Genomic DNA, 23684 nt, shown 5'->3' on the forward strand with positions numbered 1-23684 from the left:
CCTATTGCGCGTCCAGGATCAGCAAGGCGACGCCCTGGCGCGGAAGCGCAAGAGCGATGCTGGCCGCGCCACGCGGGCCGGCGACAGCGACCGTCTCCGCCTTCATGACCGACGCGGCCTCCAACTGCGCATATTGATCCTGATCGGGCGACTGGGGCGAGCCCATCTTCTTCCAGGCGGCAAAGGCATTGGCATGATCGCCATCCACTCGCCACAGCGTCGCCGAGGACGGCGCAGCCTTCAGTCCCTTCAAGCCGATCTTCAGCTGCGCATCCGGCCCGGCGACATCATCGTCATGATAATGCCAGAGTAGCAAGGCGACCTTGCCGTCCGCTGTGCGGGTGGCGATCGATCCGATGTCGGCGTCGCCCTGAATCCCCTTCGTCATCGCCTGATCGAGCGGGATCTGTGCGCTGTTGACGGTCGTCAGCCTGGTCTCCCCGAGTTGGGCGAACATGCGGAAGACATTGAGAACCGGCAGATCAACGCCGTTAGTGGAAAGCTGCCGATAGCCCGCAAACCAGGGCTGATCCTCGAACTCGAACGACCAGGACAGGACGCCTTCCAGATTGACCTTTCTCCGTTCCGCCAATTCCCAGATGCGCGCAAAGCTGGCGGCGGTATAGCTCGAATACATGGTGCCGTTGCGATAGTCGTTCTGCGGTCCTGGACAGGCAGCGCAACCTTCAGGATCGCTTTCGCCGATTACCACCGGCTTCCCGGCCAGCGACGGGATCGACAGTACCTTGGTAAAGCCGCGATCCGTTTCCCGCAAATGGGTCGCGATCCCCATGCGGACATGCCCGTCGACAAATTCCGGTCGGCCCTTGGCATGGAAGGACAGGAAATCGGTGGGCGTCCCGGTCTGGCCGGTCACATAATTCTTGCCGGACGACACATGCATCAGGAAGCCGTCCATGAAAGCGCCGCCAGCGCCCGCGACGTCCGGACCGCCGACCCGCGCGGTCGGCAGCGCCCGACGCACCGCGCCGATCGCATAGTCATGAAGCTTGTAGAATTCCTCCGGCGAAGCGGTCCAGTAGAAGGGCGAGTTCGGCTCGTTCCAGACCTCGAAATACCATTTCTCGACCTCGGCCTTGCCGTATTTCTCGATATTGTGGAGCGTCCACTGGTAGACCAGTTCCCCCCATTTTTCGTAATCCTTGGGGGGATAGGTCCAGCCGGTCGCGATCAGCTTGTAGTCGAACCCGGGCCGCCAGCTATGCTGATAGGGTGTGCCGGCCGGCGCAGATGACATGGCTTCGGGCATGAAGCCGATCTGGAGATAAGGTCGGACGCCGCGAGCCAGATAGGTGTCGATGATGCCGTCGACAACTTTCCAGTCATAGACGGGTTTGCCGTCCCTGGTTTCGGTATAGGCGTTGCTGCTGCCCCATTTGAAGGCGGCGGTACCATCGCCGCTGCTCAACAGGTTATGGGCACGGAAATAGACCTCGCCCTTCTTCAGTTCGCCCAGTTCGACCAGCAATTTCCGGCCGTCCTTCATGGTCGCATAATTGGGCTCGTCCGCGCCGAAGAAGCGCCAGATGGGCGGCAGCTTGCCTGCTGGCTTGGCCGCGTCCACGCTGATCGCGACCTGCCGCGCCGGCACTGTCTGGCCATGGGCCAGTTGCGGCAGCGCCAGCAGCACCGACAGGGAGGCGATCACTCGGGAAATGGTCATGGAACATCCTCTCGATATGGGCTTGTTCAAAGCTTTGCCCGGAAACCAAGGGCAAAGGTGCGCGTGTAAAGAACCGTGTCGCGCGGATAGAGACTGGGGTCGTTGAAAGAGGTTTGATAGAGATTTTTCAGAATGTTGGTCGCGTCGAATACGACCGTGAACTGGGGATTGATCTCGTAGGACAAAGACAGGTCCAGATTGCTGATCGCACCGTTGGTAATGAAATTGGGATTGACCCCAGTAAAATGCAGGCCAGCATTATATTTGTCGCGCCAGACATAGGAGGCGCGACCGGAAAAGCCTCCCTTCTCATAGATGAGCGTGGCGGTACCGGAATATTTGGACACATTCTGGAAGGGGATGTCCATATAGCCGGTAACGCCAGGCAGCGGCGAGAGCGCCTTGTTGTTGCCATCGATATAGGTGCCGTTGGCACTGATGCCGATGCCGTCCAGCCATTGCGGCAGTCCCTTGGGGAAGAAGGTGAAGCCGCCCTCGATTCCCTGCAGGCGTCCCGAACCGGAATTTTCCGGGCGGGTGATCTGATAGACGCCATTGTCGTCGCCCAGATAATCGATGTCGAAATTGCTGGTAACCGACTGGATGAAGCCCTTGACGTCGCGACGGAAGATCGTGGCGGTGATCGAGTTGGAACGGTCGATATACCATTCGAGCGACAGGTCGTAATTGTCGGAGCGGATCGGTTTCAGATCGGCGTTGCCGCTCGTTCCCCGGCCGAACGGTTGCTGACCGGGTACCGGTGGCGTCAAAGTGAGCGCCGGATTGAGCTGTGCGAAGCTCGGGCGCGTGATCGTCTTGCTGGCAGCGAAGCGCAGGAAGAGATTGTCCTTCAGCTTGTAGCGCAGCGCCAGGCTGGGCAACACATCCGTGCTCTTGTTCCGGATCGTGACGGGTGAGGTGGCGCCGCGCAGAACCAAGAAGGCATTGGATGTGATGTCGGTGCGGATCACGCGCACGCCGACCTGCCCGTCCAGTTGCCCGACCTCGATATTGGCCTGGCCATAGCCGGCCTGGTTTTTCTCCTTGATGTCGAAGTGCTGGGTATCCTGGAAAGCCGGATCACCGGGCGCGAGACCGAATAATTGCCGTAGCGATCCGATATTGTTCAGCAGATAGTCGGTGCCCGGCGTTGCCCATTGCTCCACGAACTTGCCGGTTCCCGTATCGAATCCGCCAGGTGTCACCGTCATCAGCCCCGGCAGGCTGGCCGCCTTGACAGCATAGCATTTGACCGCAACCGCCGGACCACAATTCACGGTCTGGGTGAAACTGTCCGACTGCGCATCGCGCTGGCTGAGCCGAAGGCCCGTATCCAGCCCGGAAAAGATCAGGAAAGGTGCGCGGTAGGAGAGATCGCCCCGCCAGGCCCATTCCCTGCCGTCGCCGATCGTGCGCGTGGTGGACAGGCGAGACAGATAATAGCGGTCCGGATCGGCAATGTCGTCATTGGGTAGGGAGAAATAGGGGGTGCCCGATCCATCATTGAAGACGGCATCGGTGCGGGACGCGATGAAGTCGACGTCCAGATTATTGCCGACGTCGGTGGCCTTAGACCTTGTGTAGGACAGTTCCGTCGCGGCCTTCCAGTCGTTGACCTCCCAATCCGCACCGATCGCCCCTTGCCAGCGATCCGCCTTGTTTCGGTAGGCCGTGCCGAAATTGGCGACACGCCCGCCGCTGATGCTGAGCGATTCTACCAGCTTGGTATCGCCCACGAATGCGAGCGGCGAGCGCAATGTGCCATTCATCGACGTGAAATTCTGATTGCCGTTGCCGCGTTCGCGATAGCCGTAGAAAAGGCCGTCGGCATGAATGGTCAGGCGATCATCCGGCGCCCATTGCAGCGTGGCATTGACGGCCGGGCGGGTCCGGGTGCCGATCCGGTCGAAGGCACCGATAACGTCGGTCCGAAACACGGCAGGGTCATTTGCGCCGTTACCGCGCGGGTCGAGCGGGACGCCCGGGGTGTAGGGCGCGCGGCTATTGTCGAGATTATAGCCGAAATATCCGCCGCTATAGACCGTGAAGTCGCGATAGCGGGTCTTGTGGTAGGAGACGCTCACCAATGCGCCAATCTCGCCGATGCCGGTCGACCAGCGATTGCTGATGAGCGCGCTGGCATAGGGATCGATCGTATCGGGCTGCTCGCTATAGACTTCGCGTCCGGCCAGCGCGACTTCCAGCCCCTTGAAGTCGAAGGGCCGGCGGGTGCGCACGTTGATGAGCCCGGCAATGCCGCCTTCCAGTTGATCGGCGGAACGCGATTTGTAGACGTCGACGCCGGCAACCAGGTCTGCCGGCACATCGGCCAGCGACAGGGAACGGCCGGTGGTACTGAAGATGTTGCGGCCGTTGACCAATGTCACGACGTCGGGAAGGCCACGGATCAGCACGGTCGCGGATTCGCCGCGCGCGCGGGGCGAAACCTGGATGCCGGGCACGCGCTGAAGCGCCTCGACCACATTGTTGTCGGGTAGCTTGCCGATATCCTCGGCAACGACAGAATCCACCAACTGCTGCGCATTGCGCTTGATGTTTTGCGCCGACGAAAGGCTGGCTCGCATGCCGGTGACGATGATGTCGACATCGCTCACGCCCGTCCCGCTCGCCTCCGCACCAACCTGTGCCATGGCCCCTTGCGCCGCCAGCAACGCGACCAATGAGATGGACAGCTTCATAGCGCCTTTCATCACAGCAATCCCTCCGAGTCATTTTTATTTCTCATACTAGATTATGCGAATTAAAGGTGGTTTCAAGCGATATTTTGACGGAGTAGTAGGGATATGTCGAAAATTCTCCATTTTTCCTCATACCAGTTCTGGCAAATGTCGGATCAGGCTTGACGATCGCAGCCGCAAATCGGACGAGAACCTATGACGCAAGCAGATGAGCACCCACTGTCCCGCCCCGCCAGCCAGCCCCAGCGCGCCGTGCACGACAGGATCGCGCATGACCTGGGCATCGCCATCGTGGGCGGCCGCTATCAGCCGGGAGACATATTGCCAGGCGAGGAGCGCTATAGCGCCGAACAGGGCATCTCGCGGACCGCCTATCGTGAGGCGGTCCGCGTCCTGTCAGCCAAGGGGCTGGTCCATAGCCGGACGAAGAGCGGCACGCGCATCAACGACCGGCTTCGCTGGAACATGCTGGACCTGGACGTTCTTGCATGGATGTTCGAAGCCGGCCCCACGCCCGAGTTTCTCCGCGACATCTTCGAATTGCGTATCGTGGTGGAGCCGGCCGCGGCCCAGTTTGCAGCGCTGCGCCGTGATACGCAGGACATTTCACGCATGGGGCATGCGCTCGAGGAAATGCGGCGCTGCGGACTCCAGACGATGGAGGGACGCGCAGCCGACCAGAATTTTCACCGCCAGATCCTGCTCGCAACCCGCAATGAGTCCCTCATCACGCTCGCGACATCGGTCACGGCGGTAGTTGCCTGGACCACGCGCTTTGCTCGCGATGAGCGCCAGGAGTCGCGCGATCCGATGCCCGACCATGACGCCGTTTTCGACGCGATCATGCGAGGAGACGGTGAGGATGCACGTTCGAAAATGCTGCTGCTGATCGGCAATGCATCGAGCGATGCCGGCATGCTGTGAACGAGAAAAACTATTTCTCATACCAGATACTGCAGTATCCGGCAGCAGACCGAACGGAAAAACCCGCGCCGTTCACCCCACCTGACACAACGCTTGCGCTTCGAGTGCGCCCAGCCCCTTCTATATCCGGGTGCCCGACATGAGCTGGCCCAGATCGCTTCCCGCGGGCCGCTGGAACAGGCGCAGCCCGAATTCGGGCAGGATCGCGATCAGATGGTCGAAAATATCGGCCTGTATGCCTTCATATTCGGCCCAGACGATGCTGTTGGCGAAGGCGTAGATTTCCAGCGGCAGTCCATGTTCGCTGGGCGCCAGTTGGCGCACCAGCAGGGTCTGGTCGGGGCGGATATTCGGATGCACGCGCAGATAGGCCAGCACATAGGCGCGAAAGGTGCCGATGTTGGTCAGCCGCCGGCCATCCAGCCTGTTGCCCGCCGCATGATCCCCATTCCAGCGCGAGAGATCATCCTGCTTGTCGTGCAGATAGGTCCGGAGCAGGCCGAAGCGCGCGACCGCCGCCAACCCTGCCTCATCGAGAAACCCGACGCTGTTCTGGTCGATCACCAGCGCCCGCATGATCCGGCGGCCGCCCGATTCCTGCATCCCGCGCCAGTTGCGAAAACTCTCGCTGATCAGCCTGTGCGTCGGGATGGTGGTGATGGTGCGATCGAAATTCTGGACCTTCACCGTGTGCAGCGCGATGTCGATCACGTCGCCATTGGCGTCGAGCTGCGGCATCTCGATCCAGTCGCCCACCCGGATCATGTCGTTGGAGCCGATCTGGACGGATGCGACCAGCGACAGGATCGTGTCCTTGAACACCAGCATCAGCACGGCCGCCATCGCCCCCAGCCCCGACAATAGCAGCAAGGGCGACTGGTCCATCAGCGCCGCGATCATCAGGATGCTCGCCGCGCCATAGACCAGCAGCTTGGCTACCTGCACATAGCCCTTGATCGGCCGGTTCGCGGCATCGGGGCGGCGCTGATACAGGTCGTTGCCGAGCGTCAGCAGGCCGCTCAAGGCGATGGCCAGCGTCAGGATGATGAAGGCGGTGCTCAGGCTGGCGATGAATCCGGCGAGCCTGACCGGCAGATGCGGGACGGCGGCGACGCCCGACTGGATGATAAGCGCCGGCACGATGTTCGACAGGCGCGCGACGACGGCACCAATATGCGCGGCCTCGACCCGGAACGGCAGATGATCGATCAGCCGCAGCAACAGCGTCAGGACGATGCGCTTGGCCACCCAGTTGGCTGCCCAGGCGAATGCGCCGAGCAGCAGCAATCCCGTCACGGCCTGCAACCAGACGTTCTCGACATAGCCGCGGGTCAGGATCTGGAGGCTGTCCGACGCGATATAGAGCTGACTGATCATGCGGCGCGCTCCCGTCCGAACGGATCGTCGTGGAGCGACCGGCCTGCCGTTTCCGGCATGAAGCGGAGCGCAATCAGGCCGATGATGCAGGCCGCCATCATGTAGAAGGCGGGCATGAGTTCATTGCCGGTCGCGCCGATCAGCGCGCTGCCGATCGCCGGCGCCGTGCCGCCGAACAGCGAGGTCGACAGATTATAGGCGATCGCGAAGCCGGCGAAGCGTGCGATGGTGGGGAACAGCGCCGGGAAGGTCGCCGAAATCGTCGCCAGTTGTGGCACATAGAGCAGGCCGAGCAGGACAAAGCCGATGATCGCGCCGGCCAGGCCCGTCGCCATCAGCATGTAGAGCGGGACCACCGCGACCAGCAGGCCAATGAGCGACAGCCGCCACATCGGCCGCCGGCCCACCCGATCGGACATATGGCCGGCGATCGGCAGGAAGAGCATCATGAAGAGCATGCCGATGATCGGCACCACCAGAGCCTCGTCCGGGGACAGGCCGATGCGGCGCTGCAAATAGGTCGGCATGTAGCTGAGCAGCGTGTAATTGACGACGTTGAGCGCCACGACCAGCCCGCCCACGACCAGCATCGGCCGCTTATGATCACGCAGCAGCCGGGAAAGGGACGGCGATCCGCTGCCTTCGGCCGCCTGCTCGCGGAAGACCGGCGTGTCCTCCATCCTCGATCGCAGATACATGCCGATGAGGCCCATGGGCGCGGCCACCAGGAAGGGAATGCGCCAGCCCCAGGCATGCATGACCGCGTCCCCCAGCAGCAGCGAAAAGCCCAGCATCAGCGCCGCACCGAAGGAGAAGCCGGCGAGCGTGCCGAACTCCAGGAAGCTACCATAGAAGCCGCGTCGGTCGTCCGGCGCATATTCGGCCATGAAGGTCGCGGCCCCGCCATATTCGCCGCCAGTGGAAAAGCCCTGCACCATGCGCAGGATGATGAGCAGCGCGGGCGCGGCCCAGCCAATCTGCGCATAGGAAGGGATGAGGCCGACGGCCAGCGTCGCGCCCGACATCAGCAGGATGGTCAGCGCCAGCACCGACTTGCGCCCCAGCCGGTCACCCAGCGGTCCCCAGAACAGGCCACCCAATGGCCGGACGAGGAAGGAAATGGCGAAGGTCGCCAGCGCGAACAGAATGGCATCGTCCACCTCGCCGGGAAAGAGCGCGGCAGAAATATAGGTCACGCCATAGGCATAGATGCCATAGTCGAACCATTCGGTGGCATTGCCCAGCGCCGACGCGGCGATGGCCCGGCGCAAGGTGGCCTTGTCGGCCTGCACCGGGGCAGCAGGGCTGGCAGGAACGGCGGAAGCGGTCATTCGGTCAGTCCGTCTACGGTATTGGGATCGAGCAGCGAAGCCACCGGCGTGGTCCGCGGCACGATCTGGAAGTCCTGCTGGTCGGGCACCGGCACGGGCGGGGTCGCCGTCTGGCGCCAGAGGCCGAAGGCCAGCGTCGCGCCGGCACACAGGGCAATGAAGAGAAAGAGGCCGCTCGTCGGCGCCAGGCTCATCAGCAGGGCAGCGCCGAGCGGGCCGATCGCCGCGCCGACCGAATAGAGCAGCACCAGCCGCCCGCTCGCCGCAACCCGCTCGGTCGCCAGCAGCCGGTCGTTGCAATGGGCGACGCAGAGCGGATAGAGGGCGAAACTGAGGCCGCCGAACAGGCCGCCAAGCGCCAGCAGCAGCGGGCCGCCCGACACCAGCATCGCCAGCGCCGTGCAGACCGCCAGCGTCGCGGCAAAGCAGCCGACGATCACCCGACGCCGGTCGAGCCGGTCCGACAGGCGCCCCAGCGGCCATTGCAGCGCGACGCCGCCCAGGATGACGATCATCATGAAGCTGGCGGTCGCGCCAAGATCCAGCCCCAGCCGGCGCACATGCACCGCCGCCATGCCATAGAAGGCGCCCAGCATCAGCCCGGTCGCGACCGAGCCGACCGTGCCGAGCGGTGACGCGGCATAAAGCGCGCGGATGGTGAAGGCCTGCGCATCGACCGGCGCGGGTGCGCAGCTGCGCGTCAGGCACAGCGGGATGATGGCCAGGGAAATGAGGATGGAGGCGATCTGGAATGGCACCGCCGGCAAGGCGCCGCTGGCGCCCAGCAGCAATTGCCCGACCGCCTGCCCCGAATAGAGGGCGACCATATAGGCGGCGAGCACGCTGCCGCGCGTTTCCGCCTCCGCCCGGTCGTTGAGCCAGCTTTCGAGGCAGATGAACACGCCCGCGACGCAGATGCCGTCGATCAGGCGCAGGCAGGCCCAGAAGAGCGGATATTGGACCAGCGCATAGGCCAATGTGCTGGCCGACAGCAGCGAGACGAAGGCGGCAAAGGCGCGGATATGCCCCACCTGTCGCACGATCGCCCCGGCCCGCAACGCACCCACCACAAGCCCACCGAAATAGGCGGTGGCGACCGCACCGATCGCCATCGTGCCGGCCCCTGCCCGCTCCAGCCGCAGGCCGATCAGCGTGGACAGGAAGCCGCTGCCCGCCATCAGCATGAAGATGGCGAGCAGCAGGCTACGGACGGGGTGGATCGCGGCGAACATGGGGGATGACCGGGGGCGGATCAGGCCGCGCGCCGATCCTCCGCCGGTTCCTCCCCGTCCTCCACCAGGGCACGGTGCAGCGCGCCCACGGCGGTTTCATAATGATCGACATCGACGATGAACTGGACGTCGACATTGCGGATCTGGTGCTGCATCGCGACGATCGGCACATGGGCATCGGCCAGCGCCCGAAGGGCATCGGGCACCAGCCCCGGCCGCGCGATGTCGCTGCCGATGACCGACACGATCGCCACCGGCTGGGCCGATATGGCAGCGTCAGGATAGCGCGCCTGCAAATCCGCGATCACCCGCTTCACCGTCGCCGCATCGGCGGACAGATAATGGGTGATGGTGTTGGCGTTCGACGCCTTGCTGACGATCCAGGCGCCATGGCGGGCCAGCGCGTCCAATATCGCCGCGTCATAGCCCTTCACGCCGACCATATCCTGCTCGAAGAACTGGAGCGCCTGCGCTTGGCGCACGCCGGTGACGATCTCGACGCGCGGCGTGTCGGACACATAGGCGCCGCAGATCAGCGTCCCGCCATCTTCCCGATCGAACGTGTTGCGCACCCGCAGCGGAATGTCGGTCTGGCGCAGCCCCCTGCCCGCGCCGGGATGGATCGCCTCCATCCCCAGATTGGCAAGCTGGTCCGCCACGTCATAATTGGTCCGGCCGATCTTGCGCGCCTTGTCCGTGCCGACCAGGCGCGGGTCCGCACTCGACAGATGGAACTCCTTGTGGATGATCGCCTCGCGCGCCTTGGTCAGTACGGCAATGCGCGAAAAGGTCATTTCCGAATAGCCACGGGCATAGAGGCGCACCATGCCCTCGCTGCATCCGGCATAGCCGGTGACGATCGGCAGGGTGGTGGAAAGGTCGATCGGCGCGAACGCCTGGCCGATCCGGTCGTCCAGCTCGCGCATGTCCTGCTGGTCCCACAGGGTCAGGTCGACAAACTGCGCATTGACGCCCCGGTCGCGCAGCAGCAGCGCGGTCGAATGCGCGCTATGCGCTTCGCCGAGACCCGCCAGCAGTTCGCGCACCGTCACCAGCTGTTCCTTGACGCAGAAGCGACCATGGCTGCGCAGCCGCGCCAGATCGTCAAGGCAGGCGGCGACCGCATCGATCCGCATGTCGACAAAGGCATTGGCCTCCGCCAGCCGGTCGGCGCGGACGAACATCGTCGCATTGCGCTCCTGCATGGCGCGGCGCACCGCCTCCATCGCCTGGCGCCAGCCGTCCGCATCCTCGTCCGCCACGAAGCGGGCATAGACACCCGGTTCGCCGCTTTTCTTGTGCTCCAGCAGCAGGTCGGTCATGCCGGCATAGGCCGACACGACGAAGATGCGATGATAGAGGTCTGCGCCCTTGCGGCCGGCGATCAGCACATTGTCGAACAATGTCGCGGTCGCGGCCATGGACGTGCCGCCGATCTTCTCGACGCTATGCAGGCTGCTCATGCCAGCGCCTCCTGCATCAGGGGGCCGCTGATCGGCGTGATAACCGGCGGTTCGCCGCGCGCGGCGATGAACGCAGGGCGCGGCCGGTCGACACCAAAGGGCGCCTCCAGCCGGTTGGACACCGCATTATAGACCAGGAAGGCATTGGCGCGCGGGAAAGGCGTGATGTTGCCATTCGACCCGTGCATGATGTTGCAGTCGAAGATCACCACCGATCCGGGCTTGCCGGTCGGCGCGACAATGCCATGATGGTGCGCCAGTTCGGCCAGGCTATCCTCGTCGGGGACGCCATATTCCTGGCGCTTGAGCGACTGGCGATAATGGTCTTCCGGCGTCTCGCCGACGCAGGTCAGATACTGGCGATGCGATCCGGGGATCAGCATCAGCGGGCCGTTATGCGGCGTGTTTTCGGCCAGCAGCACCGACATGGACAGCGCGCGCATGCGCGGCATGCCATCCTCCACATGCCAGGTCTCGAAATCGCTGTGCCAGTAGAATTCCTTGCCCTGGAAACCGGGCTTATAATTGAGCCGCGACTGGTGGATATAGACATCGTCACCCAGCAGGAAGCGGGCCACGCCGGCCAGGCGGCTGTCCGCCGCCAGCCGCTCGATCACCCGGCTCTGGGCATGGATGCGGAAGATAGAACGGACTTCCTTGCCGCCCGGTTCAGTGATGACCGTTTCGGCTTCCAGCGCATCAGGATCAGCCAGCAGCTTGCGGGCCTCGTGCTGGAGGAAGGCGACTTCCGCGTCGGAGAAAATGTCTTCCAGCACCAGATAGCCGTCGCGCTCGAAGGCATCCGCCTGGTCGCGGCTGATCGGCGCGCCGGCGCTCCAGTCGGCATGGACGACCGGATCGTGGCGCGGCAGGAATTCCGCCATGTCGGCATGGCGGGACGGGTAGAGGTCTTTCATGGGACTCCCCCTTTTTCAATCTAAGGTAATAAAGGCGTGGCTGGCTCGGGCAGGCCCCAAGCCAGAGCTTGATCCGTTCATACTGAATCGGATCAAGCTCCAATTTTTGTTGTTGTCCGCATTTTCCGAGTCAGCAGATCTGGCCATCTGCTTTGAAAATGCTGGAGCGTCACGCATCAGTCGGCCAGCGCAGGTTCGCGCGCGGCGCTGGTATCGGCGGGATAGGCGCCATTCTCGTCATGCACTTCCTTGCCGGTGACCGGCGGATTGAAGGTGCAGGCGCACAATATATCGGTTTCCGGCCGCACGATATGCTGGTCATGGGCATTGAGCGCATACATGACGCCGGGCGCCAGTTGATGGGTGATGCCGGTGCCCAGATCCTCGATCGTGCCCGTGCCCTTGAGCACCAGCACCGCCTCCAGATGGTTCTGGTAGTGCATGTGCAATTCCTCGCCCGCGTACATGGTGGTGACGTGGAAGGAAAAACCCATATTGTCGTCCTTCAGCAGAAGGCGGGCACTTTCCCAGCCCTTGGACTTCACATTGCGGTCGGACTTGCGGATGTCCTGAAGCTTGCGAACGATCATGTCTGAAATCTCCTCTTATTCTGCGGCGACGCCATAGGTGACGGTCAGCGCGGACCGGATGTTCTCCTCGAGAATGTCGAGCCCGGCCGACAGCACGGCGTCCTCGATCACGAGGGGCGCCAGTATCTTGACGATCTCGTCATGCGCGCCGCTGGTTTCGATGATGAGCCCCTGCGCAAAGCAGGCGGCGGTGATGGTCTGAGCGACTTCGCCCGATCCGACGTCGATGCCGCGCATCATGCCGCGGCCGCGCGTCGACAGGCCATGTTCGGCCGCCATCGCGTCCAGCCGCCGTTCCAGCAGCGCGCCGCGACGGGCGATATCCTGTTCGAACTGCGCATCGCCCCAGAAATGGCGCAGCGCGGCGGTGGCGGTGACGAAGGCATGGTTATTGCCCCGGAAGGTGCCATTATGTTCGCCCGGCGCCCATTGATCCAGTTCCGGACGGAACAGGGTGAGCGCGAAGGGCAGGCCCATGCCCGACAGCGACTTCGCCATGGTGACGATGTCGGGGGTGAAGCCCATGCCTTCGAAGCTGAAAAAATTGCCGGTACGGCCACAGCCGGCCTGGATGTCGTCGACGATCATCAGCGCGCCATGGCGCCTGGCGATCTCGGCGATCCGGCGCAGCCATTGCGGCGAGGCGGCATTGAGGCCGCCTTCCCCCTGCACCGTTTCCACCAGGATGGCGGCCGGCGCGTCGAGGCCGCTCGACGGATCGGACAGGCGCCGTTCCAGCAGGTCGGCGGTATCGACATTGGGACCATGATAGCCGTCATAGGGTTCATGGGCGACATGGCTCAGCGGCACGCCCGCGCCGCCGCGCTTGGCGGCATTGCCGGTGCAGGCGAGCGCGCCCAGCGTCATGCCGTGAAAGCCGTTGGTGAAGGCGATCACCAGTTCGCGACCGGTGATCTTGCGCGCCAGCTTGATCGCGGCCTCGACTGCATTGGTGCCGGTCGGCCCGGTGAACATGGCGCGATAATCAAGCCCGCGGGGACGCAGGATCACATCCTCCAGCGTGGCAAGGAAGTCGGCCTTGGCATCGGTGTGCAGGTCGAGGCCATGGGTGATGCCGTCGCCGGCGATATAGTCGACCAGCGCGGCCTTCAGGACCGGGTGATTGTGGCCATAGTTGAGCGTGGAGCAGCCCGACAGGAAGTCGAGATAGCGGCCGCCCTGATTGTCGTGCATCCACACGCCTTCCGCGCGGTTGAACTGGCGCGGCATGGCGCGGGCATAGCTGCGCACGGCGGACTCGCGCCGCTCATAAATGGCCGTGTCGGGCATGGCACTGGTGGGTTTGGGCTGGGTCGTGACGGTCATGGTTTTCAATCTCTCTCAAATCTGTGCCAGGGTCGGCAGCGGGCCGATGCGCGCCTGCCATTCGGTGGCGTGGGCGCCGGCAAAATGGGCCTGTTCTTCAAAGCGGGCGGTCTTTTCGATCCGAACGCCCCACCGCCGCGCCAGCCCCTGGAACAGGGCCCAGGAGGCGCGATTATCGTCGGTGATGGTCGTCGTCAGATGGGTGACGCCGGCCTGCTCGGGCCGGGCCAGCAGCGCCTCGATCATGCGCCCGGCAAGGCGCTGGCCGCGCGCGGCGGAGGAAACCGCGACCTGCCAGACGAAGAAATTGTCGGGCGCTGCCGGCGGGCGATAGCCCGATACCCAGCCGACCACCCCACCGCCGCGCTCGGCGACGATACAGCTGTCGGCAAAGTCCGTGCATTGCAGCAGGTTGCAATAGGCCGAATTGGGATCAAGCGGCGGACAGGCCGCGATCAATCCGCTGATGGCCGGCCCGTCCGTGGCTACGGGCTTGCGTAAGACGATGTCCTGCCCCTCGCCCGATCGAGAGCGCGCAGAAGCCCGTGGCGGCGAAGCAGCCGCTGTAGCTTGGGAATCGAAGATTGTTCATCTCCCGAATTATATTTTACTCGGAGAAGCAGATTCTCCGGCGAGACGGGCGGTTATATGCCGATCATCGGCGTCATCTTCAACCCCAAAGCCGAAATTATATTTCATATGATGAAGTATATGATGAGGAACTTTTGGCCCCGTTGGCGCTTTGCGGGACTTCGCGCTATGCGCCTTCCCATGGATTCCGAAATTGCCTCCCTGACCCTGCGCGCGCTGCGCCGCGTCCTGCGCGCGACCGAAATCGGCAGCCGTCAGCTGGCGACGACGACCGGGCTCACGCCTTCGCAATTGCTGGTGCTGCGGGAAATCGACACGCGCCTGTCCGTCACCCCGTCCGCCGTGGCGCAGGCGCTGCAATTCAGCCAGGCGACGATCACCGCGATCGTCGACCGACTGGTCGCGCTCGGCTTCGTCCAGCGCCAGCGCGGCGAACGCGACAAGCGCCAGATTCACCTGACCCTGCTGCCCGCCGGCCGTGATGCCCTGGCCGACGCCCCCGACCCGCTGCAGAAGCGCTTTACCGATCGCTTCGACGCCCTTCCCACTTGGGAACAGGCCATGATCCTTGCCGCGACGGAAAGGCTGGCGATGCTGATGGACGCAGATTCGATCGACGCCGCACCGCTGCTCGACAGCGGCCGGATCGACCGGTCCGAGCCGCTTTGACGCCCCACTGCGCTCCGCCGTCAGCGTCTCCCCCTTCATGGACTATGCATAGATTCCCTATTCCACGCATCGTCTGCCCTTCGGCCGCCAGTCAGGAATCGCTGTCAGTTGCCGCTTCGATCCGTTAGGAGGGCGCGATGAACGGAGTTATTTGCATGTTGCGCCATTCCGGCCGCACCCTCCTGATTGCAGGATCGATGGCCATCGGCACTGCTGCGCCTGCGCAGCAGGCCGCGCATGGCTCGCTGCTGGTCGGCGCGGTGGTCGTGCAGCCCTGCCGCATTTCCAGCGACCAGGCTGCTGGAAATTGCGGACAATATCATTATCGCATGGTGAAATCGTCCAGCGACAACGGAACAGTCGCCTCCCTTCGCAGCGGCAATATGGATCACAGCCGGCAGGACGACATCCTGTCCTATGAATTCTGACGGACCGCTCCGTTATCTTGCGACGAACGCGATTTACGCAAAATATTGGTAAAGCCGTCTTTTGCCCAAAAGCGCGTTATTAACCGACATTGACGATACTCCCTCCATCAAAGCTTGAGGTGTTGGAGGACACATGTTTCGTTTCAAACTGGCCGCATCCCTCGCAGCCGCGGCCCTGCTGACGGGTCTTGCAGGCACGGCCCAGGCAGCCACCACCACCACGACCTTCCCGGTTACCGCAACCGTGATCAAGGCCTGCGTCGTGTCGGCCACGGCGCTGGCGTTCGGCAATTATGACCCGACCGCAACCGGGCCGACCGACGCCACCTCCACCCTGTCGGTTCTCTGCACGGTCGGCACCACCTACACGGTCGGCCTGACCGCGGGCACGGCATCGGGGGCGACCGTGACCACGCGCAAGATGTCGAGCGGAAGCAATCTGCTGAGCTATGCGCTGTATCAGGATTCGGCGCACACGACCAACTGGGGCAACACGCCTGCTACCGACACCGCCGCCGCGACGGCGCCGGTCGGCACCAATGCCCTGACCGTCTATGGCCGGATCACGGCCGGCCAGAATGTCCCGATCGGTTCCTATAGCGACACCATCACCGTCAACGTCGTCTATTGATCGATCCGGAGCGAGGCGGCCATGCCCAAGATGTTCGCACGATGCGCGGCAGCGGCCCTGCTCGCCCTGGCACAGCCAACCACCGCCTGGGCCGCGACGCTGAAAATATATCCGGTCCTGGTCGCGCTTGACGACAAGACCCCGGTCGAGACGATGACGATCGAAAATAGCGGCGATGCGCCGGCCCGCATGCAGGTGCGGGTCGTGTCATGGCGGCAGGATAATGGGCAGGATCTGTTCGAGGAAACACGCGACATCCTGGCCAATCCGCCGCTGTTCGAAATAGCCGCAGGCGGGCAGCAGATTGCGCGCTTCGGCCTGCGCACGGCCGCCTCACCGACCGAGAAAAGCTATCGCGTCTTCCTCGAGGAGATCCCGACCGATCGCCCGACCGCCGCTGGCGAGATCCGCACATTGCTGCGCGTCAGCATCCCCATCTTCGTGACCGCGCCCGGTGCGCAGGCATCCCTGGCGTGGCAGCTAACCGCCACCAGTGACCGGCAGCTCACGCTGACCGCACGCAATGAAGGCAGCGCGCATGTTCACCTCAATCGCCTTGACCTGAAGCGGGCCGACGGCACCGCATTGGCGACGAGGCAGGAATCGATCTACATCCTTCCCGGCGCGACACGCAGCTTCCTGTTCGACATGCAACGACCGGTGGGCGGCGGAGAGAAGCTGACGCTGGAGGCGGCCACCGGCCAGCGCAGCCTGACCGCGGAGCTCGTCCTCCAGTCGGCATCCCATGCCGGTGGGACGCGCTAGCACCCTTCTTGTCCTGCCCTGCGTCGTGGCCAGTTGCGGCATTGCCAGCGCGCAGGACAGCGCGCCGACGACAGGCGCGGTTGCGACGACGGCAGACGCGACGGCGCCCACAATGATGCTGGCCTCGGTCACGCTCAACGGCCGGCTGTTGCCAGGCGACTATCTGCTTGCGCAGCGCGCCGGCACATTCCTGGTGCGCGTGAAGGATCTGGCCGCCTGGCGGATGCGCCCGCCGACCGGCACGGCAATGATGATCGATGGCGACGCCTTTGTCGCGCTATCCGCGCTCGGCGGCGTCGCGGCCGCCTTCGACGAGCCCAACCAGGCCCTGTTGCTGACGGTGTCGCCCGAAGCCTTCGAAGCGACCAGCGTTGCGCCCGCCAGCACCGTCGCCGCGCCCAGCGACAATATGCTCGCCGCCTTCCTCAACTATGACATTTCTGCCGAATATGCCGGCAAGGCGCGCCTGGGCGCCTTTGTAGAGGCCGGGCTGTCCGATGACTGGGGCGTGGTGTCGAACAGCATGCTGCTGGGCAACGGCACGGTCTATGGCCGGGCGACCCGGCTGGACAGCTATTATCTGCGTGACGATCCGATCAACCTGACGCGCCTCGTCATCGGCGATGGCGTGACGGACGCGCGCGACTGGACGCGGCAGATCCGCTTTGGCGGCGTGCGCTTCGGCACCGAGTTCGCCCTGCAGTCAAGCCTCCTGACCTTTCCGACCCCGTCCCTTGCCGGCAGCGCCGCCGTGCCGTCGAACGTGGAGCTGCTGGTGAACGGCACCCAACGCTTCCAGACCGACGTCGGTCAGGGGCCATTTTCCATCAATCAGGTGCCGCTGGTCACGGGCGCCGGCCAGGTGACGCTGGTCATCCGCGATCCGCTGGGCGTGGAGCGGCGCGTCACGTCGAGCTATTATGTGAGTTCCCGCCTGCTCCGCGCGGGCCTGGCGTCCTGGTCTATGGAGGCAGGAGCCGAACGGCGCGGCTATGGGCTGCGCAGCTTCGGCTATGACAATCCCTTCCTGGCCGGCACCTATCGCCGCGGCCTGACCGACCGGCTGACGATCGAGGGACGGGCCGAAGCCAGCGCCGACGTCACCATGGCCGGCGGCGGCGTCAACATGATCATCGTTCCGATCGGCGAGATCAGCCTGGCCGCAGCGGGATCGACGAGCCAGGCCGGTGAGGGCCTGTTGTATCGGGCGGCCTTCGCCCGCAACGCGCCGACCTGGAACGTCGCTCTCAGTTACCAGCGGGCGTCGAACCGCTATCGCGAAATCGGCGTGGAGCGCGACAGCGAACGGATCGTGGAACAGGTGCAGGGCTCTGCCGGATGGAGCCTGGGCACTATGGGCACGATCGGCGCATCCTATACCAGCCTGACCTATGCCGACAGCCAGTCCGCCCGCGTCCTGTCGGGCAATTACAGCCTGTCCCTGCGCGACAAGGCCTTTGTCAGCGCCTACGTGATCCGCAGCCATTTTTCGGAAAGCGGCCATGAAAACAGCATCGGCTTCAACCTGACCATCCCCTTCGGCCCGCGCAGCAGCGCCTATCTCCAGGCAGACCGGGGTGGCGTGCGGGCGGAAATGCGCAGCACCCCGCCGCAAAGCGGCGGCTGGGGCTATCGGGCGGCGATTTCGACCGGCAGCAATGCGCAGCAACAGGGCGAGATTCTGTGGCGCGGCAATGCGGCGGAGATGGCCGCGCAGGTGGACCGTGCCGGCGGACAAACCGGCTGGCGTGTCACCGGCCAGGGCGGGCTGTTACTGGCCGATGGCGCGCTGTTCCCGACCCGCCGGGTGGAAAGCGGCTTTGCCGTGGTGCGCGTGCCCGGCCAGGCCGATGTGCGCATCTATCAGGAAAACCGACTGGTCGCGCGGACCGACGCCCGTGGCATGGCCGTCATTCCCGACCTGCGCCCCTATGAAGTCAATCGCCTCAGCATCGCGGCGGCGGACGTGCCGATCGACATCCGGATGCCCAATGACCAGATCAGGGTGGTGCCGCGCTACCGGGGTGCCGTCAGCGCGCGTTTCGTCGCGGTCCGGGAGCATCCGGCGACATTGCGCATCGTCATGCCGGACGGCGCGCCGGCCGAAATCGGCGCCAGCGTCACCGCGGAAGATGAAAAATCCTTTGTCGGCAATGATGGTGCCGTCTTCATCCGTAGCCTTCACCCCGGCATGATGCTGACCGTCGATACGGCACACGGCCTCTGCCATGTTCGGGTCGACGCCGTGCCGGACGAAATGCTACCAGTGATCGGGCCGCTGACATGCGTGCAATAAGGAGGATGAGGATGCGCACTGGCCATGCCCTCTACGCCGTTGCGGTCGCGCTGACCGCCCTGTTCATGGCGGCCCCCGCGCAGGCGGCGTGTGATCCCCTGGCCCTTTGCACCTGCACCGTATCGGCAAGCGGCCTGAGCTTCGGCAATTACAACCCGATCGCCAGCGGGGATAATGATTCATCGGGAACGGTGCGCGTGCGCTGCTCGCTGGTGGTCGCGCTGGGCGGCAGCTACACGATCCAGCTGAGCAAGGGGACATCGTCCACCTATGCGCCGCGCGTCCTGACCAGCGGCGGCTCGACGCTCGCCTATAATCTCTACACCAGCAATGCGCGCAACCAGGTCTGGGGCGATGGGACCGGCGGATCGCAGACGGTGACCAGCAATTTCATCGCACTGCTGAACCTAGACCAGACCACGACCGTCTATGGCCGTATCCCGGCCGGGCAGAATGTCCCGCCGGGCAGCTATTCGGACACGATACTGGTCACGGTCATCTTCTGATCAGGCGTCTCTGAACAGCGCCTATTCATTGGCTGCCAGGGAATAACCATGGCAGGTCTGCGCGTCGAACTGGATGGTCGTGATGCAATCGCGGCCGCGCTGCTTGCTGGCGTAAAGCTGGCGATCGGCTTCCGCCATCCACAGTTCGGCGGGCAGGTCGGCATGGCAGCGGGCACTGGCGACGCCGATGCTGACGGTGATGAAGGGGCTGACCTGCGACTGGGCATGGGGAATGTTGAGCGACTGGATCTGCAGCCGGATTTCCTGCGCGACCAGTTCAGCCCCCTGGGGGTCCGCGCCGGGCAGGATGCAGGCAAACTCCTCGCCGCCATAGCGCGCCGGCAGGTCGGTCGCGCGCTTGACCGCGCGGGTCAGTGCGGCACCGACCATCGCGATGCAGCGATCCCCGGCGGGATGTCCATAGGTGTCGTTGAACTGCTTGAAGAAATCGATGTCGAGCATGATGACCGACATCCATTCCCCGGTCCGGGTCAGGCGCGCGCTTTCCGCCTGCAGCGACCGTTCCATGTGGCGACGATTGCTCAAGCCCGTCAGCGCATCGGTGACGGCCAGCGTCGCGAGCTGATCGCGCAGGCGCTTGAGTTCGACATGGTTGCCCACCCGCGCGCGCAATATCGCCGGCTGGATGGGCTTGGTCACATAGTCGATCGCGCCCAGCGACAGGCCGCGCATCTCATCCTCCGTATCGCCAAGCCCGGTGGTGAAGATGATCGGTATGTCGACCAGCATGATGTCCGCCTTGATCTGGCGACAGACTTCGAACCCGTCGATGCCCGGCATCAGCACATCCAGCAGGATCAGGTCGGGCTGCACCGTGCGCGCAATGTCCAGCGCCTGCCGGCCCGACGTGGCGAAGCAGATCTCATAATCATCCTCCAGCACGGCGTTCATGATTTCGATGTTCGAAATCTCGTCATCGACGATCAGGATGGTGGCCTTGCTCATGATGTCGCTCCTGCCGGATCGATCGACCGGCCTGCTGTGCCCGCGCCCGGCGCATCGGCATCGATCAGCGCGAGGGCGGTTTCATAATCCAGTTGCTCCAGCGCCCGCTGAACCGGATGGCCCGCGCGCTGATCGGCCGTCAGCCCCATCGCCTGGGCCAGCCGCTCGAACCCGGCGCGGGCGCTCAGGCTCCGGCGCGCGAGCAGCCCGCGCAATTCGGTGCGCGCCTGTTCGATCGCGCCATCATCCTGGACGGTGACGATCGCGACGTCCGATGCCTCTGCGCCCCCCGTCAGGCTGCGCGCGGCGGTAATGGCCGGTGCTATCGCTACCTCCAGATCAACGATCGCGGCCAGCGCCGGCCCGGTTTCGCCCGCCGCCAGCATCCGTTCGATGTCCGACGCGATCTGCTGGACATCAGCCAGTTCGAGCGAACCCGCGACTCCCTTCAGGCTATGGGCCAGGCGGCGTGCATCGGGCAGCAACCCTGCCGCCAAATGCGCCCGCAAATCCCGGCCGACATGGTCATAGCTGTCACCGAAGGTGACGATCAGCTTGCGCAGCAGTCCGGTCTTGCCATTGACCCGCGCCAGTGCGGCGGGCAGGTCGAAGGGCGGCAGCCGATCGGGCAGCGACGAACTGGCGACCGGCGGTGCCACTGCCGGCGCCACTTGTGTGGTCACTCGCCCCGCCTTCAGCCAGCGATCCAGCACCCTGACCAGCACCGGCGGCTCGACCGGCTTGGCGATATGATCGTTCATGCCCGCGGCCTTGCAGCGCTGCTTTTCCTCCTCATAGGCATGGGCCGTCATGGCGATGATCGGCAGATCCTCGGCGCTCCACTGTTCGCGGATGATCCGGGTCGCGCTGATGCCATCCATTTCGGGCATCTGCACGTCCATCAGCACGGCGGCATAACCCGCCCCCTTCTCGCGCACCATGTCGCAGGCGATGCGGCCATTTTCCGCGAAATCCACCTTCAACCCGGCATCGTCCAGCAGTTCGGCCGCAATCTCGCGGTTGATCTCATTATCCTCGACCAGCAGCACGCGCAGCCCGCGCAGCGCTTCGGCCACCATCGGCAAAGCGGGCGTGGCCGGCGCGGCGACATGGACGACGGGCGCATGTTCCTCGGCGAAAATCTCGGTGATCGTATCCAGCAATATCTTGGGCACGACCGGCTTGGTCAGGAAGGCGGCAACCTTGTCGGTATCGACGCCCTGCAACAGATCGTCGGCGCCATAGGCGGTGATGATGAGCGCCTTAGGCTGGGGATGGCGCAGCGCCCTGGCGCGCAGCGCATCGACCGTCTCCATCCCGTCCAGGCCGGGCATCTTCCAGTCGAGCAGGGCCAGGTCATAGGGCTCGCCCCGTTCGTCGGCATGTTCGATCGCGGCGATCGCCTCGCCACCCGACGCCACCAGATCCACCGCCATGCCCCAGCCGGCAAAGACGTCATGGATGATCTGGCGCGACGCCGGATTGTCGTCGGCGGCCAGCACGCGCAGCCGGCGGACATGCGCCGACATCGGCATTTCCAGCCCCATCGCCCGGTCGTCCGCATCCATCAGCATGTGGCAGATGAAGCTGCTACCTTCGCCGGGTGCGCTCTCGACCGCGATGTCGCCGCCCATCTGCTCGACGATCTGGCGACAGATGGCAAGGCCAAGGCCGGTGCCACCGAACCGCCGCGTGGTCGAACTGTCCGCCTGGGTGAAGGAATGGAACAGCGATTTCTGCTGCTCGGGCGTCATGCCGATGCCGGTGTCGCGCACCGTCAGCTTCAGCCGCACCCGGCCATTCTGCTCGGTCGCCGACAGGCCGATGGTGACGGTGCCTTCCTCGGAAAATTTGACGGCATTGCTCATCAGGTTGAGCACCACCTGGCAGAAGCGCATTTCGTCGCCGATCAGCCGCTCGGGCACATCGGCATCGACCCGCGAGACGACCCTGACCTGCTTCGCCTCGGCATTGGCCGCGACCAGCTGGATCTGGTTCTCGATCGCGCTGCGCAGGGTGAAGGGATGCGCCTCCAACGTCAGCTTGCCCGCTTCATTCTTCGAGAAATCGAGGATGTCGTTGATCAGCCGCAGCAACGATACGCCGGCCTGGTTGATCTTGCCGATATAATCCTGCTGCTTGGGGTCGAGGTCGGTCCGGGCGACCAGATGGCAGAAACCCAATATGGCGTTCATCGGCGTGCGGATTTCATGGCTCATATTGGCCAGGAACAGGCTCTTCGCGCGATTGGCCTCCTCCGCCTCGCGGGTCCGCGCCTCCAGCGCCTGGTTCTTGGCCAATATCTCCTCGCCCATCTTCTGGTTGCGCTGGAAACTCTCGACCAGCTTGTCGCTCAGCCAGACCAGCACCGCCGTCTGGAAGGCGACGATGCCGGCATGCAGCAGCACCCGTTCCAGATTGCCCTGCCCCGGAAACACCGCATAGGGCAGAAGATAGAGCAGCAGCAGATGATGCAGCGCCGTCGCCGTCGCCGCCGCCAGGATGGCGCGCTTGTCGCACCAGGCGATGGTCAGCGCCAGCATGGCGAAGAAATACATGTGCATGTCCATCTGCCAGGCATGGCCGCGCAGCAGGAACAGCAGGATCGCCGGCTCGCCCATCAGTGCGACGGCGGACAGATAACGGGTTGCAGGGGCGATCCCCTGGCGCCACCAGGTCAGATGATAGGCCCCCGCCAGCAATGTGCCGCCCAGCGCCGCCGCGATCGGCGAATGGCCCGTGAGCAGGGCCACCGTCGCCAGCAACGGCACATGCGCCCAGAAGAGCGGCACGAGGAAGCGACCGAAATGGAAACGCAGCTTGTCCAGCTCGATAATCATGATGCCTGCCCCCCCGGCAATGGTTCGCCGCATTCGATCCGCGACGGCGTCGCGATCACGCCCCAGGCCCCCGCCCTGCGCAACGCCGCCGCGAAATCCGGCCGGTTCGACCCGGCAATGATGATGTTGGACAGGCGTCCCATGCCAACCAGCCCCCCGTCGGCCGCCCGCACCAGGTTGATCGCCTCGGCCCGCGACGCGCCCCAGGGCGCGATCACCAGATAGCGTCCCGAGCCGCTGCCGCTCATGATCCAGGCGGCGGCCAGCCCGACCAGCCCCGCCAGCAACAGCAAAGCCGCAGGCAAATAGGCGGACATGGCGCAGGACGCGTCCATGCTGCCCGCGCGCGCGGGACGGTTCAAACCCTTGAGCAACCCTGCCTCATCCATCGCATTATTAGGCCATGGAAGCATTTTACAATGGTTAAGAGGCCTTTGCCTGTTCTGTTC

At 64.3% G+C, this 23684-nt stretch carries 20 protein-coding genes; 7 read left to right on the forward strand and 13 right to left on the reverse strand.

Annotated elements, in window-relative coordinates:
• Window position 1 precedes the first annotated feature (1 nt).
• Together HH800_RS16665 and HH800_RS16670 are read right to left on the reverse strand one after the other, a co-directional pair.
• Window positions 2-1684, reverse strand: coding sequence for a GH39 family glycosyl hydrolase (locus HH800_RS16665; protein ID WP_169861743.1), 1683 nt, complete (start codon window positions 1682-1684; stop codon window positions 2-4).
• A 26-nt stretch (window positions 1685-1710) separates the two neighbouring features.
• The gene (locus HH800_RS16670) at window positions 1711-4395 is read right to left on the reverse strand and encodes a TonB-dependent receptor (RefSeq protein WP_235681904.1); all 2685 of its coding nucleotides are present in this window, start codon (window positions 4393-4395) and stop codon (window positions 1711-1713) included.
• 183 nt (window positions 4396-4578) lie between these two features.
• On the opposite strand from HH800_RS16670, the gene HH800_RS16675 reads away from it, so the two are divergent.
• Entirely contained in the window at window positions 4579-5307 is a 729-nt protein-coding gene (locus tag HH800_RS16675; protein WP_017498927.1) for a FadR/GntR family transcriptional regulator, read from the forward strand.
• Window positions 5308-5427: 120 nt separating this feature from the next.
• On the opposite strand, the gene HH800_RS16680 is transcribed toward HH800_RS16675, so the two are convergent.
• The 8 genes from HH800_RS16680 to ectA all read right to left on the reverse strand — a co-directional run bounded on the left by HH800_RS16680 (window position 5428) and on the right by ectA (window position 14050).
• Complete coding sequence (locus HH800_RS16680) at window positions 5428-6684, reverse strand: mechanosensitive ion channel family protein (RefSeq protein ID WP_169861744.1); 1257 nt, start codon at window positions 6682-6684, stop codon at window positions 5428-5430.
• Window positions 6681-8015, reverse strand: coding sequence for an MFS transporter (locus HH800_RS16685; protein ID WP_169861745.1), 1335 nt, complete (start codon window positions 8013-8015; stop codon window positions 6681-6683). Before HH800_RS16685 ends, HH800_RS16680 begins: the two co-directional genes overlap by 4 nt.
• Window positions 8012-9247 carry an MFS transporter gene (locus tag HH800_RS16690; RefSeq protein ID WP_169861746.1) on the reverse strand — a complete coding sequence of 412 codons (1236 nt, stop codon included), beginning with the start codon at window positions 9245-9247 and terminating at the stop codon, window positions 8012-8014. Before HH800_RS16690 ends, HH800_RS16685 begins: the two co-directional genes overlap by 4 nt.
• 20 nt (window positions 9248-9267) lie before the next feature.
• Window positions 9268-10710 carry an aspartate kinase gene (locus HH800_RS16695; protein WP_169861747.1) on the reverse strand — a complete coding sequence of 481 codons (1443 nt, stop codon included), beginning with the start codon at window positions 10708-10710 and terminating at the stop codon, window positions 9268-9270.
• Complete coding sequence (thpD, locus tag HH800_RS16700) at window positions 10707-11627, reverse strand: ectoine hydroxylase (protein WP_169861748.1); 921 nt, start codon at window positions 11625-11627, stop codon at window positions 10707-10709. The genes HH800_RS16695 and thpD overlap by 4 nt, the downstream gene beginning before the upstream one ends.
• A 176-nt stretch (window positions 11628-11803) precedes the next feature.
• On the reverse strand, window positions 11804-12217 hold the full coding sequence (locus HH800_RS16705) for an ectoine synthase (protein ID WP_007712251.1): 414 nt from the start codon (window positions 12215-12217) through the stop codon (window positions 11804-11806).
• Window positions 12218-12232: 15 nt separating this feature from the next.
• On the reverse strand, window positions 12233-13543 hold the full coding sequence (gene ectB, locus HH800_RS16710; protein ID WP_169861749.1) for a diaminobutyrate--2-oxoglutarate transaminase: 1311 nt from the start codon (window positions 13541-13543) through the stop codon (window positions 12233-12235).
• A 15-nt stretch (window positions 13544-13558) separates the two neighbouring features.
• Window positions 13559-14050 carry a diaminobutyrate acetyltransferase gene (ectA, locus tag HH800_RS16715; RefSeq protein ID WP_080727264.1) on the reverse strand — a complete coding sequence of 164 codons (492 nt, stop codon included), beginning with the start codon at window positions 14048-14050 and terminating at the stop codon, window positions 13559-13561.
• 264 nt (window positions 14051-14314) lie between these two features.
• Between ectA and HH800_RS16720 the strand changes: the two genes are divergently transcribed.
• The 6 genes from HH800_RS16720 (at window position 14315) to HH800_RS16745 (ending at window position 19429) form a co-directional block, all read left to right on the forward strand.
• Window positions 14315-14803 (forward strand): MarR family winged helix-turn-helix transcriptional regulator, encoded by a 489-nt coding sequence (locus tag HH800_RS16720; protein WP_169861750.1) that lies wholly within the window; start codon window positions 14315-14317, stop codon window positions 14801-14803.
• 155 nt (window positions 14804-14958) lie between these two features.
• The gene (locus tag HH800_RS16725; RefSeq protein ID WP_037490479.1) at window positions 14959-15231 is read left to right on the forward strand and encodes a hypothetical protein; all 273 of its coding nucleotides are present in this window, start codon (window positions 14959-14961) and stop codon (window positions 15229-15231) included.
• 133 nt (window positions 15232-15364) lie between these two features.
• Window positions 15365-15862 carry a spore coat U domain-containing protein gene (locus tag HH800_RS16730; RefSeq protein ID WP_004208307.1) on the forward strand — a complete coding sequence of 166 codons (498 nt, stop codon included), beginning with the start codon at window positions 15365-15367 and terminating at the stop codon, window positions 15860-15862.
• A 21-nt stretch (window positions 15863-15883) separates the two neighbouring features.
• Window positions 15884-16627: a molecular chaperone gene (locus HH800_RS16735; RefSeq protein ID WP_169861751.1), complete on the forward strand. Its 744-nt coding sequence runs from the start codon at window positions 15884-15886 to the stop codon at window positions 16625-16627.
• Window positions 16614-18923 (forward strand): fimbria/pilus outer membrane usher protein, encoded by a 2310-nt coding sequence (locus HH800_RS16740; RefSeq protein WP_235681905.1) that lies wholly within the window; start codon window positions 16614-16616, stop codon window positions 18921-18923. The genes HH800_RS16735 and HH800_RS16740 overlap by 14 nt, the downstream gene beginning before the upstream one ends.
• 11 nt (window positions 18924-18934) lie before the next feature.
• Window positions 18935-19429, forward strand: coding sequence for a spore coat U domain-containing protein (locus HH800_RS16745; RefSeq protein ID WP_169861752.1), 495 nt, complete (start codon window positions 18935-18937; stop codon window positions 19427-19429).
• 21 nt (window positions 19430-19450) lie between these two features.
• On the opposite strand, the gene HH800_RS16750 is transcribed toward HH800_RS16745, so the two are convergent.
• From HH800_RS16750 to HH800_RS16760, 3 genes are read right to left on the reverse strand one after another with little or no spacing between them, the layout of a single operon-like run.
• Window positions 19451-20395, reverse strand: coding sequence for a diguanylate cyclase (locus tag HH800_RS16750; RefSeq protein WP_169861753.1), 945 nt, complete (start codon window positions 20393-20395; stop codon window positions 19451-19453).
• Window positions 20392-23235 (reverse strand): response regulator, encoded by a 2844-nt coding sequence (locus HH800_RS16755; protein WP_169861754.1) that lies wholly within the window; start codon window positions 23233-23235, stop codon window positions 20392-20394. Before HH800_RS16755 ends, HH800_RS16750 begins: the two co-directional genes overlap by 4 nt.
• A complete protein-coding gene (locus HH800_RS16760) occupies window positions 23232-23552 on the reverse strand; it encodes a hypothetical protein (protein WP_230588499.1) in 321 nt (106 codons plus the stop codon). Before HH800_RS16760 ends, HH800_RS16755 begins: the two co-directional genes overlap by 4 nt.
• Window positions 23553-23684 lie beyond the last annotated feature (132 nt).

The sequence above is a fragment of the Sphingobium yanoikuyae genome, from assembly GCF_013001025.1.
In the GTDB taxonomy this organism is placed as follows: domain Bacteria; phylum Pseudomonadota; class Alphaproteobacteria; order Sphingomonadales; family Sphingomonadaceae; genus Sphingobium; species Sphingobium yanoikuyae_A.

What these genes read in the sequence shown, in the direction of transcription:
- HH800_RS16665 (WP_169861743.1), bottom strand. Translation starts at nt 1,684, where the DNA reads ATGACCATTTCCCGAGTGATCGCCTCCCTGTCGGTGCTGCTGGCGCTG.
- HH800_RS16670 (WP_235681904.1), bottom strand. Translation starts at nt 4,395, where the DNA reads ATGAAAGGCGCTATGAAGCTGTCCATCTCATTGGTCGCGTTGCTGGCG.
- HH800_RS16675 (WP_017498927.1), top strand. Translation starts at nt 4,579, where the DNA reads ATGACGCAAGCAGATGAGCACCCACTGTCCCGCCCCGCCAGCCAGCCC.
- HH800_RS16680 (WP_169861744.1), bottom strand. Translation starts at nt 6,684, where the DNA reads ATGATCAGTCAGCTCTATATCGCGTCGGACAGCCTCCAGATCCTGACC.
- HH800_RS16685 (WP_169861745.1), bottom strand. Translation starts at nt 8,015, where the DNA reads ATGACCGCTTCCGCCGTTCCTGCCAGCCCTGCTGCCCCGGTGCAGGCC.
- HH800_RS16690 (WP_169861746.1), bottom strand. Translation starts at nt 9,247, where the DNA reads ATGTTCGCCGCGATCCACCCCGTCCGTAGCCTGCTGCTCGCCATCTTC.
- HH800_RS16695 (WP_169861747.1), bottom strand. Translation starts at nt 10,710, where the DNA reads ATGAGCAGCCTGCATAGCGTCGAGAAGATCGGCGGCACGTCCATGGCC.
- thpD (WP_169861748.1), bottom strand. Translation starts at nt 11,627, where the DNA reads ATGAAAGACCTCTACCCGTCCCGCCATGCCGACATGGCGGAATTCCTG.
- HH800_RS16705 (WP_007712251.1), bottom strand. Translation starts at nt 12,217, where the DNA reads ATGATCGTTCGCAAGCTTCAGGACATCCGCAAGTCCGACCGCAATGTG.
- ectB (WP_169861749.1), bottom strand. Translation starts at nt 13,543, where the DNA reads ATGACCGTCACGACCCAGCCCAAACCCACCAGTGCCATGCCCGACACG.
- HH800_RS16720 (WP_169861750.1), top strand. Translation starts at nt 14,315, where the DNA reads ATGGATTCCGAAATTGCCTCCCTGACCCTGCGCGCGCTGCGCCGCGTC.
- HH800_RS16725 (WP_037490479.1), top strand. Translation starts at nt 14,959, where the DNA reads ATGTTGCGCCATTCCGGCCGCACCCTCCTGATTGCAGGATCGATGGCC.
- HH800_RS16730 (WP_004208307.1), top strand. Translation starts at nt 15,365, where the DNA reads ATGTTTCGTTTCAAACTGGCCGCATCCCTCGCAGCCGCGGCCCTGCTG.
- HH800_RS16735 (WP_169861751.1), top strand. Translation starts at nt 15,884, where the DNA reads ATGCCCAAGATGTTCGCACGATGCGCGGCAGCGGCCCTGCTCGCCCTG.
- HH800_RS16745 (WP_169861752.1), top strand. Translation starts at nt 18,935, where the DNA reads ATGCGCACTGGCCATGCCCTCTACGCCGTTGCGGTCGCGCTGACCGCC.
- HH800_RS16750 (WP_169861753.1), bottom strand. Translation starts at nt 20,395, where the DNA reads ATGAGCAAGGCCACCATCCTGATCGTCGATGACGAGATTTCGAACATC.
- HH800_RS16755 (WP_169861754.1), bottom strand. Translation starts at nt 23,235, where the DNA reads ATGATTATCGAGCTGGACAAGCTGCGTTTCCATTTCGGTCGCTTCCTC.
- HH800_RS16760 (WP_230588499.1), bottom strand. Translation starts at nt 23,552, where the DNA reads ATGTCCGCCTATTTGCCTGCGGCTTTGCTGTTGCTGGCGGGGCTGGTC.